This is a genomic window from Rahnella sp. PD4, assembly GCF_049199325.1.
Classification (GTDB): domain Bacteria; phylum Pseudomonadota; class Gammaproteobacteria; order Enterobacterales; family Enterobacteriaceae; genus Rahnella; species Rahnella perminowiae.
This window is the reverse complement of record NZ_JBLZQF010000001.1, coordinates 725,792-740,877: the sequence shown is the minus strand read 5'-3', so window position 1 is coordinate 740,877 and position 15,086 is coordinate 725,792. Positions and strand designations below refer to the sequence as shown.

At 51.9% G+C, this 15,086-nt stretch carries 12 protein-coding genes; 8 read left to right on the top strand and 4 right to left on the bottom strand.

Translation table 11 applies throughout. From position 1 onward, the window contains the following. Positions 1-4 precede the first annotated feature (4 nt). The gene (gene cobT, locus ACOZIO_RS03240) at positions 5-1,048 is read left to right on the top strand and encodes a nicotinate-nucleotide--dimethylbenzimidazole phosphoribosyltransferase (protein WP_129990390.1); all 1,044 of its coding nucleotides are present in this window, start codon (positions 5-7) and stop codon (positions 1,046-1,048) included. A gap of 16 nt (positions 1,049-1,064) precedes the next feature. Here the strand turns inward: cobT and cobO are convergent, their stop codons facing one another. Further along, positions 1,065-1,655 (bottom strand): cob(I)yrinic acid a,c-diamide adenosyltransferase, encoded by a 591-nt coding sequence (gene cobO / locus ACOZIO_RS03235; protein ID WP_129951559.1) that lies wholly within the window; start codon positions 1,653-1,655, stop codon positions 1,065-1,067. A 14-nt stretch (positions 1,656-1,669) separates the two neighbouring features. Next, entirely contained in the window at positions 1,670-2,431 is a 762-nt protein-coding gene (locus ACOZIO_RS03230) for a YciK family oxidoreductase (RefSeq protein ID WP_129951558.1), read from the bottom strand. A 359-nt stretch (positions 2,432-2,790) separates the two neighbouring features. On the opposite strand from ACOZIO_RS03230, the gene sohB reads away from it, so the two are divergent. After that, positions 2,791-3,834 carry a protease SohB gene (gene sohB / locus ACOZIO_RS03225; protein ID WP_129951557.1) on the top strand — a complete coding sequence of 348 codons (1,044 nt, stop codon included), beginning with the start codon at positions 2,791-2,793 and terminating at the stop codon, positions 3,832-3,834. 111 nt (positions 3,835-3,945) lie between these two features. Here sohB and ACOZIO_RS03220 read toward each other — a convergent pair whose 3' ends face one another. Next, positions 3,946-4,197, bottom strand: a complete 252-nt coding sequence (locus tag ACOZIO_RS03220) for a YciN family protein (protein ID WP_217175193.1) — start codon at positions 4,195-4,197, stop codon at positions 3,946-3,948. A 462-nt stretch (positions 4,198-4,659) separates the two neighbouring features. Here ACOZIO_RS03220 and topA point away from each other — a divergent pair, with 462 nt between their 5' ends. The 3 genes from topA (at position 4,660) to acnA (ending at position 11,564) form a co-directional block, all read left to right on the top strand. Beyond that, positions 4,660-7,257, top strand: coding sequence for a type I DNA topoisomerase (gene topA / locus ACOZIO_RS03215; RefSeq protein WP_129951555.1), 2,598 nt, complete (start codon positions 4,660-4,662; stop codon positions 7,255-7,257). A 472-nt stretch (positions 7,258-7,729) separates the two neighbouring features. Then, the gene (gene cysB, locus ACOZIO_RS03210; RefSeq protein ID WP_129951554.1) at positions 7,730-8,704 is read left to right on the top strand and encodes an HTH-type transcriptional regulator CysB; all 975 of its coding nucleotides are present in this window, start codon (positions 7,730-7,732) and stop codon (positions 8,702-8,704) included. Positions 8,705-8,891: 187 nt separating this feature from the next. Beyond that, a complete protein-coding gene (acnA, locus tag ACOZIO_RS03205) occupies positions 8,892-11,564 on the top strand; it encodes an aconitate hydratase AcnA (protein ID WP_421594927.1) in 2,673 nt (890 codons plus the stop codon). 74 nt (positions 11,565-11,638) lie between these two features. Here acnA and ribA read toward each other — a convergent pair whose 3' ends face one another. Next, entirely contained in the window at positions 11,639-12,229 is a 591-nt protein-coding gene (gene ribA, locus ACOZIO_RS03200) for a GTP cyclohydrolase II (RefSeq protein ID WP_129951552.1), read from the bottom strand. A 288-nt stretch (positions 12,230-12,517) separates the two neighbouring features. On the opposite strand from ribA, the gene pgpB reads away from it, so the two are divergent. From pgpB to lapB, 3 genes are all read left to right on the top strand, one after another. Then, complete coding sequence (gene pgpB, locus ACOZIO_RS03195) at positions 12,518-13,273, top strand: phosphatidylglycerophosphatase B (protein ID WP_129951551.1); 756 nt, start codon at positions 12,518-12,520, stop codon at positions 13,271-13,273. Positions 13,274-13,540: 267 nt separating this feature from the next. Next, the gene (locus ACOZIO_RS03190; protein ID WP_129951550.1) at positions 13,541-13,852 is read left to right on the top strand and encodes a LapA family protein; all 312 of its coding nucleotides are present in this window, start codon (positions 13,541-13,543) and stop codon (positions 13,850-13,852) included. Between the two features lie 6 nt (positions 13,853-13,858). Then, a complete protein-coding gene (gene lapB / locus ACOZIO_RS03185) occupies positions 13,859-15,028 on the top strand; it encodes a lipopolysaccharide assembly protein LapB (protein WP_129951549.1) in 1,170 nt (389 codons plus the stop codon). Positions 15,029-15,086 lie beyond the last annotated feature (58 nt).

Sequence of the window (15,086 nt, the reverse complement as noted above, 5' to 3'; positions counted from 1 at the left end):
CACCATGGCTTCGCTGGCAAACATTCTCCGTCAGATAGCGGTTCCCGATGCACCGGCCGCTCAGAGGGCGGCGGCACGACTCGACAGTCTGGTGAAACCGCCGGGCAGCCTGGGTCGTCTGGAACAACTGGCGATTCAGCTGGCTTCAATTCGCGGTAACCACCCCCTGCATTTCCCGAGCAAAGAAGTGTTGGTGATGGCAGCCGATCATGGTGTATGGCAGGAAGGCGTCACGCCGTCCCCACAGGCGGTAACGGCGATCCAGGCGGTCAATATTGTGCAGGGGAAAGCCGGGGTTTCGGTGCTGGCACGGGTGGCCGGTGCGCAGGTAACGCTGATTGACTGCGGTATCATTGGCGCGGATATTCCCGGAACGCTCAATCATAAGGTCGCGCAGGGAACGGGCAATATTGCCACCGGCCCGGCCATGACGCGCGAAGAGGCGGAATCTTTACTGATCTGGAGTGCGGAACGGGTGATCGCGAAAGCCGAAAGCGGGTTATCCCTGCTGGCTGTGGGTGAGCTCGGAATGGCAAACACCACGGCTGCGGCTGCGATGGTGGCTGTACTGACCGGCGCTGCGCCAGCACAAACCGTCGGTCTGGGTGCAAATCTGCCACCTGACAGACTGGCGCATAAAATCAGCGTGGTCGAAAAAGCCATTGCGGTAAATCAGCCTGATCCTTCAGATGCGCTGGATGTGATGGCGAAAGTCGGGGGCTTTGAACTGGTCGCCATGGCAGGGGCCATGATCGGAGCCGCGGCGTCTGGTATTCCGCTGGTACTGGATGGTTATCTTTCTTACGCCTCAGCGCTGGCGGCATGCCAGATAGCCCCCGGCCTGAAACCCTACCTTATTCCTTCACATATATCAGCCGAGCAGGGCGCGACGCTGGCACTGGAAGCACTGGGGTTGCAACCGTATTTTGATCTGAACTTGCGACTTGGCGAGGGCAGCGGCGCGGCGCTGGCGTTACCGCTGATTGATGCCGCCTGCGCCGTTCATAACGAAATGGCGACACTGGCGGAGTGTCAGATCGTGCTTTGAAAGTGAAAACAGGGTATCACCAGTCGATGCCCTGTTGCGCCATAATGCCGGCGTCAAAGGCATGCTTCACCGGACGGAGTTCGCTGACCGTATCAGCCATTTCCAGCAAATCACGGTGGCAGCCGCGCCCGGTGATAATCACCGTCTGATGCGCCGGACGCGTGTTCAGGGCCTCGATCACTTCCTGCAAATCCAGATAACCGAAACTGACCATATACGTCAGCTCATCAAGCACCACGAGATCTAATGATGTATCGGCCAGCATGCGTTTGCCGTGTTGCCAGACGGCCTGACAGGCTTCGGTATCGGTTTCTTTATTCTGCGTTTCCCAGGTAAAACCGGTCGCCATCACCTGAAATTCCACGCCGTGCGGTTCGAGCAGGTTTTTCTCGCCGTTAGGCCATTCCCCTTTAATAAACTGGATCACTGCTGCGCGCATACCGTGCCCGACGGCGCGGGTTACCGTACCAAAGGCCGCCGTGGTTTTTCCCTTACCGTTACCGGTAAACACAATCAGGATCCCGCGTTGTTCTTTTGCGGCGTCAATGCGCGCATCAACCTGTTCTTTCAGCTTTTGCTGGCGCTGTTTATGGCGATCTTCGGTCATCAGAGGCTCCGTGGTTATTCTGCCGGACCGGCTTTGCGCCCCGGCTGGGCATCAAAACTGATACCGGTTTTACGGCGGCTGTCATCGCCCATCAGATACAAATACAGCGGCATGATATCGGCCGGTGTTTTGAGTTTATCTTTGTTCTCATCAGGAAAAGCGGAGGCGCGCATGCCGGTTCGTGTGCCGCCAGGATTGATGCAATTGACACGCAGGCCGGTGTGTTTATGCTCTTCGGCCAGCACCTGCATCATGCCTTCGGTGGCAAATTTTGACACGGCGTAAGCGCCCCAGCCGCTGCGGCCTTCGCGTCCGACGCTGGACGTCGTGAACACCAGCGAGGAGCTGGCAGATTTCAACATCAGCGGCAGTAACGCCTGGGTCAGCATAAACGTGGCGTTAACATTGACCTGCATGACGTCCATCCAGTCCTGCAATTTAATTTCAGCCATCGGCGTGATATCAGTCAGCAAACCGGCGTTATGCAAAACGCCGTCGAGATGGGGCACCCATGCAGCGATTTGCTCTGCGACGCGCTGGCAATCCTGCTGACTGGCGGTCAGTAAATCCAGTGCATAAATGAAAGCCGGCCGCAAATGACGAGCCGCAATTTCCTGCTGTACACTGGCGAGTTTACTTTCGGTACGGCCCAGCAAAATGACCTGCGCGCCGAAACGGGCATACGTCAGTGCGGCTTCACGGCCGATGCCGTCGCCAGCGCCGGTAACCAGAATGATACGATGATTGAGCAAATCGGATTTAGGATGATAATGCACGGTCAGTCCTCTTAATGGGGCGGTTATGTGGCGGCCAACTGCCGTCATCACATCAGGCGCTCTTCATATCACAATGGCGAAAACGGGAGTTGTTGCGCTCAACCAGAATTCGCCATTTTGATGAGAATTTTAGGTTTTTCGCGAGTGATCACCGCTTATATGCCTCAAATGGGCATCAGTTTCAATGATTAACCGAAAAACGGGCAGCTCTTTTGTAACAAAATTGGAACACAGACGCACTCTGTTTTACGCCTGAGTCAGGATGTCATCTTCGAACAAGACGTCAGTGCGGCGATTGTTTAGAATGTTTAACAACTTTCTCACCACGGTTTTATTACCACATTGAAAAGGCGGTATGTGTGGATTTACTTTCTCTTTACGGGCTGTTTTTGGCCAAAGTTGTGACAGTAGTTATTGCCATCGGGGCACTGGTCGTTTTACTTGTTGGTCTTCGTCAACGTAAGTCTCACGGTAAAGGTGAGTTGCAGCTAATCGATTTAGGCGAACAGTACCGCGAAATGCAACGTGAAATGCGCCATGCGCGCATGAACCCTGCCGAGCTAAAAATTCATAGCAAACAGCTGAAAAAAAAGAACAAAGCGGAGGAAAAACAGAAAAAACTGCAGGCCAAAACCGGGAGTCCGAAAAGCAAACCCTGCCTGTATGTACTCGATTTCAAAGGCAGTATGGATGCCCACGAAGTGACATCGCTGCGGGAAGAAATTTCAGCCGTGCTGGCCGTGGCCACGCCGGAAGATGAAGTATTGCTACGCCTGGAAAGTCCGGGCGGTGTGGTACATGGTTACGGGCTGGCGGCTTCTCAGCTGGTGCGTCTGCGTCAGAGCGGTATTCGTCTGACGGTTGCGGTGGATAAAGTTGCAGCCAGCGGCGGTTATATGATGGCCTGTGTAGCGGACAGGATTGTCGCCGCGCCGTTTGCCATCATAGGTTCAATCGGCGTCGTTGCCCAGATCCCTAACTTTAACCGTCTGCTGAAACGAAATGACATTGATATTGAGTTGCACACTGCGGGCGAGTTTAAACGTACCCTGACTTTATTGGGTGAAAATACCGAAGAAGGCCGGGAAAAATTCCGTGAAGATCTGAACGAAACCCACGTGCTGTTTAAAGAATTTGTACATCAGAACCGGCCGTCGCTGGATATTGATGCGGTCGCCACCGGTGAACACTGGTTCGGTACCCAGGCGCGTGAGAACGGTCTGATTGATGCTATTGGCACCAGTGATGATTTACTGATTGCGGAAATGAAAAATCATGAAGTGATTGCGGTGCGTTACAGCCGCCGTAAACGTATGATGGACCGCTTCACCGGCAGCGCGGCACAAAGCGTGGATCGCCTGTTCCTGCGCTGGTTACAACGCAGTCAGAAACCTCTGTTGTAATTTTTTCCCGGAACATATAAAAGAAAAAGGGACATTCGTCCCTTTTTAATCCGAAAGAGTGAGTCTCGCCGTTTATCGGTTACCTATACCTTTATTAGCGATTCTTTTATCTCAATCTTCGAGATGGTATTTTTCTGAAAAAAGATGGGCCAGATGTTTAAACATATTAAATACTGCGGTGGTTTTTCTGGTCGGTAAGCCGTCTTCATCCATGAAAAACTCCCCGCGGAAAACCAGCACATTACCTTTCTGCTCAACCTCTGTCGCCAGCATTCCGTGCATGTAATCTTCGTGCTCACGGATAACCTTATTCGCTTCGATCAGTAAAGCTTCGCGGCTAATTGCCGATGTATTTTCGTGCATGATATTTACTCCCCACTATAATTGCTGACGTTATTGTAATCCTGACGTTGATAAAACCGCAAATCTGCTGGGGGTAATCCGCTTCAGCAGGCTGGTTATATTTTGAGCAATCTATAAAAGGCGGATGCGATTTGGCGAAAAAGGCCTTTCCGTGTTAATTAGTTTGCGTGGCGATTTTTATCAGGTAGAGTGTGGGATTTTGTGGCTTCAGGTGGAATGTTTTGTTTACGCTTGGTTGTTATTTGACTTAAAAACGGGCGCGTTCTGCTGAGCCCTGTCTGGTTAATCCCTCGCAGAATCAGTGATTTGAACCTCTGGAAGTCAGTGCGTTCCTTCTTTTAAAGAAATCAGTTGACGTTCTGACTCACTGCCGCAATATAAAAAAAGACGTGTAATTGTGCCGCGGCATAACTAGGCAAAATCTTCTTCAGATGATGAAGAATCATTCAGGTAAAGGTAATTATGGGCAAAGCTCTCGTAATAGTTGAGTCCCCGGCAAAAGCCAAAACGATTAATAAATATTTAGGAAATGACTACGTGGTTAAGTCCAGCGTCGGTCATATCCGTGATTTACCCACCAGTGGATCCGCTGCTAAAAAGACCGCCGACTCAACCGAAGAAAAAACAAAGAAAAAAGTAAAAAAGGATGAGAAGACCGCGCTGGTTAATCGCATGGGCGTCGACCCGTATCACGGTTGGGAAGCACAATACGAAATACTTCCGGGTAAAGAAAAAGTTGTTGCTGAGTTAAAAGCGTTAGCGGAAAAAGCTGACCACATCTATCTCGCAACCGACCTTGACCGCGAAGGAGAGGCGATTGCCTGGCATTTGCGGGAAGTGATTGGCGGTGATGACAAACGTTTCAGCCGCGTCGTATTTAATGAAATTACCAAAAACGCGATCCAGAACGCCTTTAAAGAACCGGGCGAACTGAATATTGATCGTGTGAACGCTCAGCAGGCGCGTCGTTTCATGGACCGCGTGGTGGGTTACATGGTATCTCCGCTGTTGTGGAAGAAAATTGCCCGTGGTTTATCCGCAGGTCGCGTTCAGTCCGTGGCGGTGCGTCTGGTTGTCGAGCGTGAGAAAGAAATCAAAGCGTTCGTGCCGGAAGAATACTGGGAGTTGCATGCGGATTTGCTGGCGAAGAAAGAAACCGCGCTGCAAATGGAAGTGACGCATCATCTCGACAAACCGTTCAAACCGGTGAATAAAGAACAAACTCATGCGGCCGTTTCGCTGCTTGAGAAAGCGCGCTATACCGTGGTTGATCGTGAAGACAAACCAACCAGCAGTAAGCCGGGTGCGCCTTTCATTACTTCCACGTTGCAACAGGCGGCCAGTACGCGTCTGAGCTTTGGTGTGAAGAAAACCATGATGATGGCACAGCGTCTTTACGAAGCCGGTCACATCACCTATATGCGTACTGATTCCACTAACCTGAGTCAGGATGCCGTGGAAATGGTGCGCGGCTATATCGGCGAAAATTTCGGTAATAAATATCTGCCGAAAGCTCCGCTGCAATACAGCAACAAAGAGAATTCTCAGGAAGCGCACGAAGCGATTCGTCCTTCTGACGTAGCCGTGACGTCTGAACAATTGAAAGATATGGAAGCGGATGCGCAACGTCTGTATCAGCTGATATGGCGTCAGTTTGTGGCCTGTCAGATGACACCGGCGCAGTACGATTCCACTACGCTGACGGTGAAAGCCGGGGATTATTCTTTGCGCGCCAAAGGCCGTACGCTGCGTTTTGATGGCTGGACCAAAGTGATGCCGGCGTTGCGTAAAGGCGACGAAGACAGAACCCTGCCCGCCATCGAAGTGGGGACGGATCTGGAACTGCAACAACTGCTACCGACTCAGCATTTCACCAAGCCGCCTGCGCGTTTCAGCGAAGCGTCATTGGTTAAAGAACTGGAAAAACGGGGTATTGGCCGCCCGTCTACTTATGCGTCGATCATTTCGACCATTCAGGACAGGGGCTACGTTCACGTTGAAAACCGTCGCTTCTATGCAGAAAAAATGGGCGAAATCGTTACCGATCGTCTGGAAGATAACTTCCGTGAACTGATGAACTACGATTTCACCGCACGTATGGAAGACGGGCTGGATCAGGTCGCCAATAACAAGGCGGAATGGAAAGCCGTTCTGGATGAATTCTTCACTGAATTCAGCAAGCAGCTGGAAACGGCTGAGAAAGACCCTGAAGAAGGCGGTATGCGTCCGAATCAGATGGTGCTGACCAGCATTGAATGTCCGACCTGCGGACGTCCGATGGGGATACGTACCGCCAGCACCGGTGTGTTCCTGGGATGTTCCGGTTATGCCTTGCCGCCGAAAGAACGCTGCAAAACCACCATCAACCTGATTGCTGATGCCGAAGTGCTGAACATTCTGGAAGGTGATGAAGCCGAAGCTAATGCGCTACGCGCCAAACGCCGTTGTGCCAAATGCGGTACGGCGATGGACAGCTATCTCATCGATAATCAGCGTAAATTGCATGTCTGTGGTAACAACCCGGAATGTGATGGTTATGAAATCGAAGAAGGCGAGTTCCGTATCAAGGGTTACGACGGCCCGATCGTTGAGTGCGAGAAATGTGGCTCTGAAATGCACCTGAAAATGGGACGTTTCGGTAAATACATGGGCTGTACCAACGACGAGTGCAAAAACACCCGTAAGATTTTGCGAAACGGTGATGTGGCGCCGCCGAAAGAAGATCCGGTTCCGCTGCCGGAATTGCCGTGTGAGAAATCAGACGCGTATTTCGTGCTGCGTGACGGTGCGGCAGGGGTATTCCTGGCTGCCAACACATTCCCTAAATCGCGCGAAACCCGTGCGCCGCTGGTGGAAGAACTGAAGCGTTTCAAAGATCGCTTACCGGAAAAACTCAGCTATCTGGCCGATGCGCCGGTGGCAGATCCGGAAGGGAATAAATCCATGGTGCGTTTCAGCCGTAAAACTAAGCAGCAGTACGTGTCTTCAGAAAAAGACGGCAAAGCCACGGGCTGGACCGCTTTCTTTGTGGACGGCAAATGGGTTGAAGGCAAAAAATAATTATCGCCTTCATATTTCAAGTTGCCGGTGCGTTGGCTGCACTCAGTCGGCCCAGTCACAGGGTCAGCCTGCTCCCGGGGATGCCAGAGTTTGTCGCCTTCCTGCAACTCGAATTATTTAGGCGATAACAGATTTATTTCACTCTGTTAAGCAGGTGTAAAAAACCAGTCCTCCGGGCTGGTTTTTTTATTGCATTCAGATCTATCATCGACCCTGATTTGCTGTTTTTCTTATCAGGGCAGCGCTGCCTGCAATTGTCATTATGTTCTCTGGCTATACAACGCGTTAATTATTGATATAATTGTTATATAAAATTTATTCTTATGCATTCAGGTAATAAGTTAATGCATCTGGGGCATAAATAACGTTCGTTAACAGACTACCGGCATTCATTATAAAATTATTTCAGTCTGTTCAGCCCCCGGGTGAACAGGGATGACGGCAGGGTGCGAAAACTAGGATGGTATGAGATATGAAATTGCAGCAACTGCGCTATATCGTAGAGGTTGTTAATCACAATCTGAACGTCAGTTCGACGGCAGAAGGCCTGTACACGTCGCAGCCCGGGATCAGCAAACAGGTGCGGATGCTGGAAGATGAACTGGGGATCCAGATTTTTTCCCGCAGTGGAAAACATCTGACGCAAGTCACACCGGCAGGGCAGGAAATCATCCGTATTGCCCGTGAAGTGTTGTCTAAAGTGGATGCGATCAAAGCCGTTGCCGGTGAGCATACCTATCCGGACAAAGGTTCGTTGTATGTGGCGACGACACACACGCAGGCACGTTATGCTTTACCGAATGTAATTAAAGGTTTTATCGAGCGTTACCCCCGTGTTTCATTGCATATGCATCAGGGATCGCCGACGCAGATTGCTGAAGCGGTTTCGAAAGGCAATGCGGATTTCGCGATCGCTACCGAAGCGCTCCATTTATATGACGATCTGATCATGCTGCCTTGCTATCACTGGAACCGTGCCGTGGTGGTTCAGCCTGATCATCCGCTGGCGGGTAAAGAGAAGGTCACCATTGAAGAACTGGCAGCCTATCCGATTGTGACTTATACCTTCGGCTTCACCGGCCGTTCAGAACTCGATACTGCATTTAACCGCGCCGGCCTGACGCCACGCATTGTATTCACCGCCACAGATGCTGACGTGATTAAGACTTATGTTCGTCTGGGACTGGGCGTGGGTGTCATTGCCAGCATGGCGGTTGATCCGATCCAGGATCCGGATCTGGTGACCGTGGATGCGAGTGATATTTTCACCTACAGCACCACCAAAATCGGCTTCCGCCGCAGTACATTCCTGCGCAGCTACATGTATGATTTCATCCAGCGCTTTGCGCCACATCTGACGCGTGACGTGGTGGATACGGCTATTTCCCTGCGCTCCAACGAAGATATTGAAGAGATGTTCAAGGACATCAAGCTGCCGACAAAATAAGTCGTCACAAACGTAGCGCCTCTCTGATCCCGTTGCATCCTTACCCGATGCGGCGGGATTTTTTTTGCCTGATGATCAGTTTGAGCTGTTATAAAAATGTTAACGATAAATTGTGTTATCTTTAAGTATGCACTTATAAGCCAGCGGGTTATTACGCATGGCCACGCTGAGCGCTAAAGGAGAAGCTATGTCGTCTATTCGCAAGAACAGTCTGGATAAGCTGGCAGTCCGGGAGAAAGAATTCTACTACTACAGCCTGCCACTCGCGGCCAAAACGCTGGGTGATATTCAGCGTCTGCCAAAATCCCTCAAGGTATTACTCGAAAATTTACTGCGCCACGTCGATGGTGACACTGTCACCGAAAATGATCTGCAGGGGCTGGTCGAATGGCAAAAAACCGGTCATGCCGACCGCGAAATTGCTTATCGTCCGGCGCGGGTGCTGATGCAGGATTTTACGGGTGTACCCGCTATCGTCGATCTGGCCGCGATGCGTCAGGCGGTAAAACGCCTTGGCGGGAATGTCGATCAGGTCAATCCTCTGTCACCTGTTGATCTGGTTATCGACCACTCGGTAACTGTCGATGAATTCGGTGATGATGAGGCATTCAGTGAGAATGTGCGTCTCGAAATGGAGCGCAACAAAGAGCGCTACCAGTTCCTGCGCTGGGGGCAAAAAGCCTTTAACCGTTTCCGCGTTGTGCCGCCGGGTACCGGGATTTGTCATCAGGTCAATCTTGAATATCTCGGACAAACTGTCTGGTATGAAGAACAGGAGGGTAAAACGGTCGCTTATCCTGACACCCTGGTCGGGACAGATTCCCATACCACGATGATTAACGGTCTGGGGATTCTGGGCTGGGGTTGTGGCGGTATCGAAGCCGAAGCCGCGATGCTCGGGCAGCCGGTTTCCATGTTGATCCCGGACGTTGTGGGTTTCAAACTGACCGGTAAATTACGTGAAGGCATTACCGCGACTGACCTGGTGTTGACGGTCACCCAGATGCTGCGTAAACACGGCGTGGTGGGGAAATTTGTCGAATTCTACGGTGATGGCCTGGCGGACTTACCTCTGGCTGATCGCGCGACCATTGCCAATATGTCGCCGGAATTCGGTGCAACCTGCGGCTTCTTCCCGGTAGATGATGTGACGCTGAGTTACATGAAGCTCAGTGGCCGCAGTGACGAACAAATCGAACTGGTCAAAGCCTATTCTCAGGCTCAGGGTTTATGGCGCCATCCCGGTGACGAGCCGGTATTCACCAGTACCCTGGCGCTGGACATGGGCGACGTAGAGCCGAGTCTGGCCGGGCCGAAACGTCCTCAGGATCGTGTCGCGCTGCCCAATGTACCGAAAGCATTCAAAGCGGCGACTGAACTGGAGTTGGGTAACAGTAAGCCGGGGCGTAGCGATAAAGAAAGTTTCACGCTGGAAGGCCAGCATTATTCGCTGACCACCGGTGCGGTAGTGATTGCGGCAATCACCTCTTGTACCAATACTTCAAACCCGAGCGTGCTGATGGCGGCCGGTCTGCTGGCGAAGAATGCCGCTGAAAAAGGCCTGGCCAGCAAGCCGTGGGTAAAAACATCGCTGGCACCAGGTTCCAAAGTAGTGACCGATTATCTTAATGCGGCAGGTCTGATGACACACCTGGAGAAACTGGGTTTTAATCTGGTGGGCTACGGCTGTACGACCTGTATTGGTAACTCCGGGCCGCTGCCGGAACCCGTTGAGTCAGCGATCAAAGCGGGTGATTTAACCGTCGGAGCCGTGCTTTCCGGCAACCGAAACTTTGAAGGGCGTATTCATCCGCTGATTAAAACCAACTGGCTTGCCTCGCCGCCGCTGGTGGTGGCGTATGCGCTTGCCGGTAATATGAATGTCGACCTGACGCAGGATCCTCTGGGGGATGGGGCTGATGGCAAGCCTGTTTACCTGAGAGATATCTGGCCGTCGGCCAACGATATCGCCAATGCAGTCGCACAGGTGACGACAGACATGTTTCATAAAGAGTACGCCGAGGTGTTTAACGGCGATGCGAACTGGCAGTCGATCCAGGTTGAAGGTACGCCAACTTACACCTGGCAGGAAGATTCTACCTACATCCGCCATCCGCCGTTCTTCAGTGATATGAAGGCTGAGCCAGATGCACTGGAAGATATCAAGGATGCGCGAATACTGGCGATTCTGGCGGATTCAGTGACCACCGACCACATTTCGCCTGCCGGGAATATCAAGGCTGACAGTCCGGCTGGTCTGTACCTGACCCAGCATGGGGTCGAGCCGAAAGCCTTTAACTCCTATGGTTCACGGCGTGGTAACCACGAAGTGATGATGCGCGGAACGTTCGCCAATATCCGCATCAAAAATGAAATGGTGCCGGGTGTGGAGGGCGGTTATACACGTCATATTCCGTCGCAGGATCAGCTGGCGATTTACGATGCGGCGATGCGCTATCAGCATGAAAATGTGCCGACCGCTGTGATTGCCGGTAAAGAGTACGGTTCAGGTTCAAGCCGTGACTGGGCGGCCAAAGGCCCGCGACTGCTGGGCGTTCGTGTGGTTATCGCCGAATCATTCGAGCGTATTCACCGTTCGAATCTGATCGGAATGGGGATTTTACCGCTTGAGTTCCCGCAGGGTGTGACGCGCAAAACGCTGAAACTCACCGGCGATGAGCAGATCAGCATCAGCGGATTGCAAACCCTGACGCCGGGGCAGGATGTCGCGGTACATATCACTTTCGCCGATGGCCATACTGAAACGATCGATGCACGTTGTCGGATCGATACCGGCAATGAGCTGACGTATTTCCAGAACGGCGGTATTTTGCATTATGTGATCCGCAAGATGCTGTAATATCTGTTCTTCTGCCGATCAAAAAGGGCACCTTCTTAAGGTGCCCTTAATATTTTCATCGCACTATAACAGCCTTATTTATCGAGCAGGTGGCCCATTTTGGCGGCTTTAGTCGACAGGTAACGTTCGTTTTCCGGATTACGACCAACGATCAGCGGAACGCGTTCGGTGATGTTAATGCCAGCTTCGGTCAGAATTTCAACTTTTTTCGGATTGTTGGTCAGCAGGCGCACTGAATCCACGCCCAGCAGCTTGAACATGTCGGCGCACAGCGTGAAGTCACGCTCATCTGCGGCGAACCCGAGCTGATGATTAGCCTCGACCGTGTCGTAGCCTTTGTCCTGTAAAGCGTATGCGCGGATTTTATTCAGCAAACCGATGTTACGGCCTTCCTGACGGTGATACATCAGGATGCCCCGGCCTTCTTCAGCGATATGATTCAGTGCAGCTTCGAGCTGAAAGCCGCAGTCACAGCGCAGGCTGAATAAGGCATCACCAGTCAGACACTCGGAGTGAACGCGCGCGAGAACCGGCGTATCGCCAGTGATATCGCCAAAAACTAACGCCAGATGGTCGTGTCCGGTGGCCAATTCTTCAAAACCCACCATCAGGAAATCGCCCCAAGGTGTTGGCAGATTGGCTTCTGCCACCCGTTTCAGCTGCATTTTACGCTCCAAAAAAACCACAAATAGTCTTTATTTACAGTAAATATTTTACTTGTTGATGCGCATCCTACTTTCCGATGCGGCCTCTGGATAGGGAATCGGTGCCTTTCCATCATGACAGGCATCATTTTGCCACAGTTTGGGTCACAGTTTAGCGGGAATATTTGAACGATTAGTTCATAACTTATGAATTATAACCGCTTCTTCAACAACTCACGTCAAAGGAATGTTAAGCAATAATAACGTTGCTACACTCCAACTCTTTTTCGCATGACTGAAGGGACGATTATGTTTGATATCGCCAGACGCACCGCGCTGGGAGCTGTTCTTTTATTACTGATGCCCGCTGCGGTGTGGATAAGCGGCTGGATGTGGACACCGGGTGGTGACCCCGCCGTGCTACGTCCGCTTTATTGGGTCACGGAAACGGTGAGTGAGCCATGGGGAATTTTGACTACTGTGATCCTCTGCGGCTGGGTTCTGTGGTGCCTGAGATTCAGGCTTAAACCGGCAGCCGTGCTGGTGGTGATCATCGTCTTATCATTGCTGGCCGGTCAGTATGTTAAAGATTTTATCAAAGGTGAAGTCCGCGAGCCCCGGCCGTATGTCGCATGGCTGGGGGCGGACCATCAAATGAACATCGGTGAGTTTTACGCCCTGAAAAATAAAGCACGTGCACGACAGGTGAAAGACATCCTGGGCGATAATGCGCAAATCCCGCACTGGCTGAACAAAAGCTGGCAGAACGACACAGGGTACGCGTTCCCTTCAGGCCACACGATGTTTGCCGCGACCTGGGCTTTACTGGGTATCGGTCTTTTATGGCAGCGTAAACACTATAAAACGGTCACCGTGCTGATGGTGTGGGCGGTAGTGGTGATGGGCAGCAGACTGATGCTTGGCATGCACTGGCCGCGTGACCTGATGGCATCTGTAGGCATCAGCTGGCTTCTGGTCATGCTGGCCTGCTGGCTGACAGAGCGTTATGTCGGACCGCTGACACCGCCACCGGCAGAAAAGCGGGAAATCAGCGAGCGAGAATAGTCACGGCTTCTGATCCCAGACGGTCCGAAACCTCAGGGGGCTTGTTCTGCCCCCCTTTAATTCATCGTTTTCATCCCCATATATTTTTCATAGTCCAGATTGCGGTGGTGTTCACGGCACCACAAAAATGTCGAATAAAGTCTCTACAGACTGCATTTAAAGCCTTCGCAATGTTTCCCTGCTTTGTGCGGAAATGCTAACTTATTAGGTCGGAACGAGAGTTTTTGGCATAATTCATCCGGTACATCCGGCATTACAGGAATGAATGTGAAATATCTGCTGATTTTTTTATTTTTGCTGGTCATCGTTGTGATTTCTATCACCCTGGGTGCCCATAACGATCAGACTGTGACCTTCAATTATTTGCTGGCGCAGGGGGACTACCGTGTTTCCACACTGCTTGCCGTACTGTTCGCGACCGGTTTTATTCTTGGCTGGATAATCTGTGGTTTGTTCTATCTGCGCGTACGTCTGTCACTGGGTCGTGCCCAGCGTAAAATCAAACGCCTTGAGCAACAAATCGAACCCGCGGCTGCCGTTACGCCGCCCACAGCATCTTACGATGTCAGCAAGGAATAATCCTCTATGTTAGAACTGCTGTTTCTGTTGTTGCCCGTTGCGGCCGCTTATGGCTGGTATATGGGGCGCAGAAGTTCTCAGCAGGACAAACAGGAAAATGCTAACCGCCTGTCACGTGAATACGTCGCGGGCGTTAACTTCCTGCTTTCCAATCAGCAGGATAAAGCGGTCGACCTGTTCCTCGAAATGTTGAAAGAGGACAGCAGTACGGTCGAAGCGCACCTGACTCTGGGTAACCTGTTCCGCTCCCGCGGTGAAGTTGATCGCGCGATCCGTATTCACCAGTCACTGATGGAAAGCGCTTCGCTGACTTTCGAACAGCGGCTGCTCGCCATACAGCAACTGGGACGCGATTATATGGCTGCCGGTTTCTATGACCGTGCGGAAGACATGTTCAACCAGCTGGTGAAAGAGCAGGATTTCCAGCTGTTTGCGCTGGAACAGCTGTTGATTATTCATCAGGCCACCAGCGACTGGCAGAACGCCATCGACGTGGCAGAACGTCTGGTTAAGCTCGGTAAAGAAAATCGGCGCAAAGAAATTGCGCATTTCTGGTGTGAGCTGGCATTGCAGGCGATGGTTTCGGAAGACTTCGATAAGGCGACCGGCTTACTGAAGAAAGCTGCAGCAGCAGACAAACTTTGTGCACGTGTTTCAATTATGCAGGGACGAATCTTCCTGGCGCAGGGTGAATACCGCAAAGCGACGGAAGCCTTACAACGTGTGCTGGAACAGGATAAAGAGCTGGTCAGCGAAGCGTTGCCAATGCTGCAGGAGTGTTACCAGAATCTTGACGATACGCTGGCATGGGCGGAGTTCCTCAAACGTTGCGTGGACGAAAATACCGGCGCTACGGCAGAGCTGTTGCTGGCTGAAATCATCCATGAGGAAGAAGGGCGTGAGACCGCGCAAAGCTATATCAACCGCCAGTTGCAACGCCATCCGACCATGCGGGTGTTCCATCATCTGATGGATTACCATCTGGCAGATGCGGAAGAAGGGCGTGCGAAAGAGAGTCTGGTATTGCTGCGGGATATGGTGGGTGAACAGATCCGCACCAAGCCACGCTATCGTTGCCATAAATGCGGTTTTACCGCGCATTCGCTGTACTGGCATTGCCCGTCATGCCGTGGCTGGGCGACGATAAAGCCAATCCGGGGCCTGGACGGCCAATAATTTCCTCTGTCCTGTTCGTATTGCTGAGGTGTCAGCGACATTTTCCCACCCGAATCAC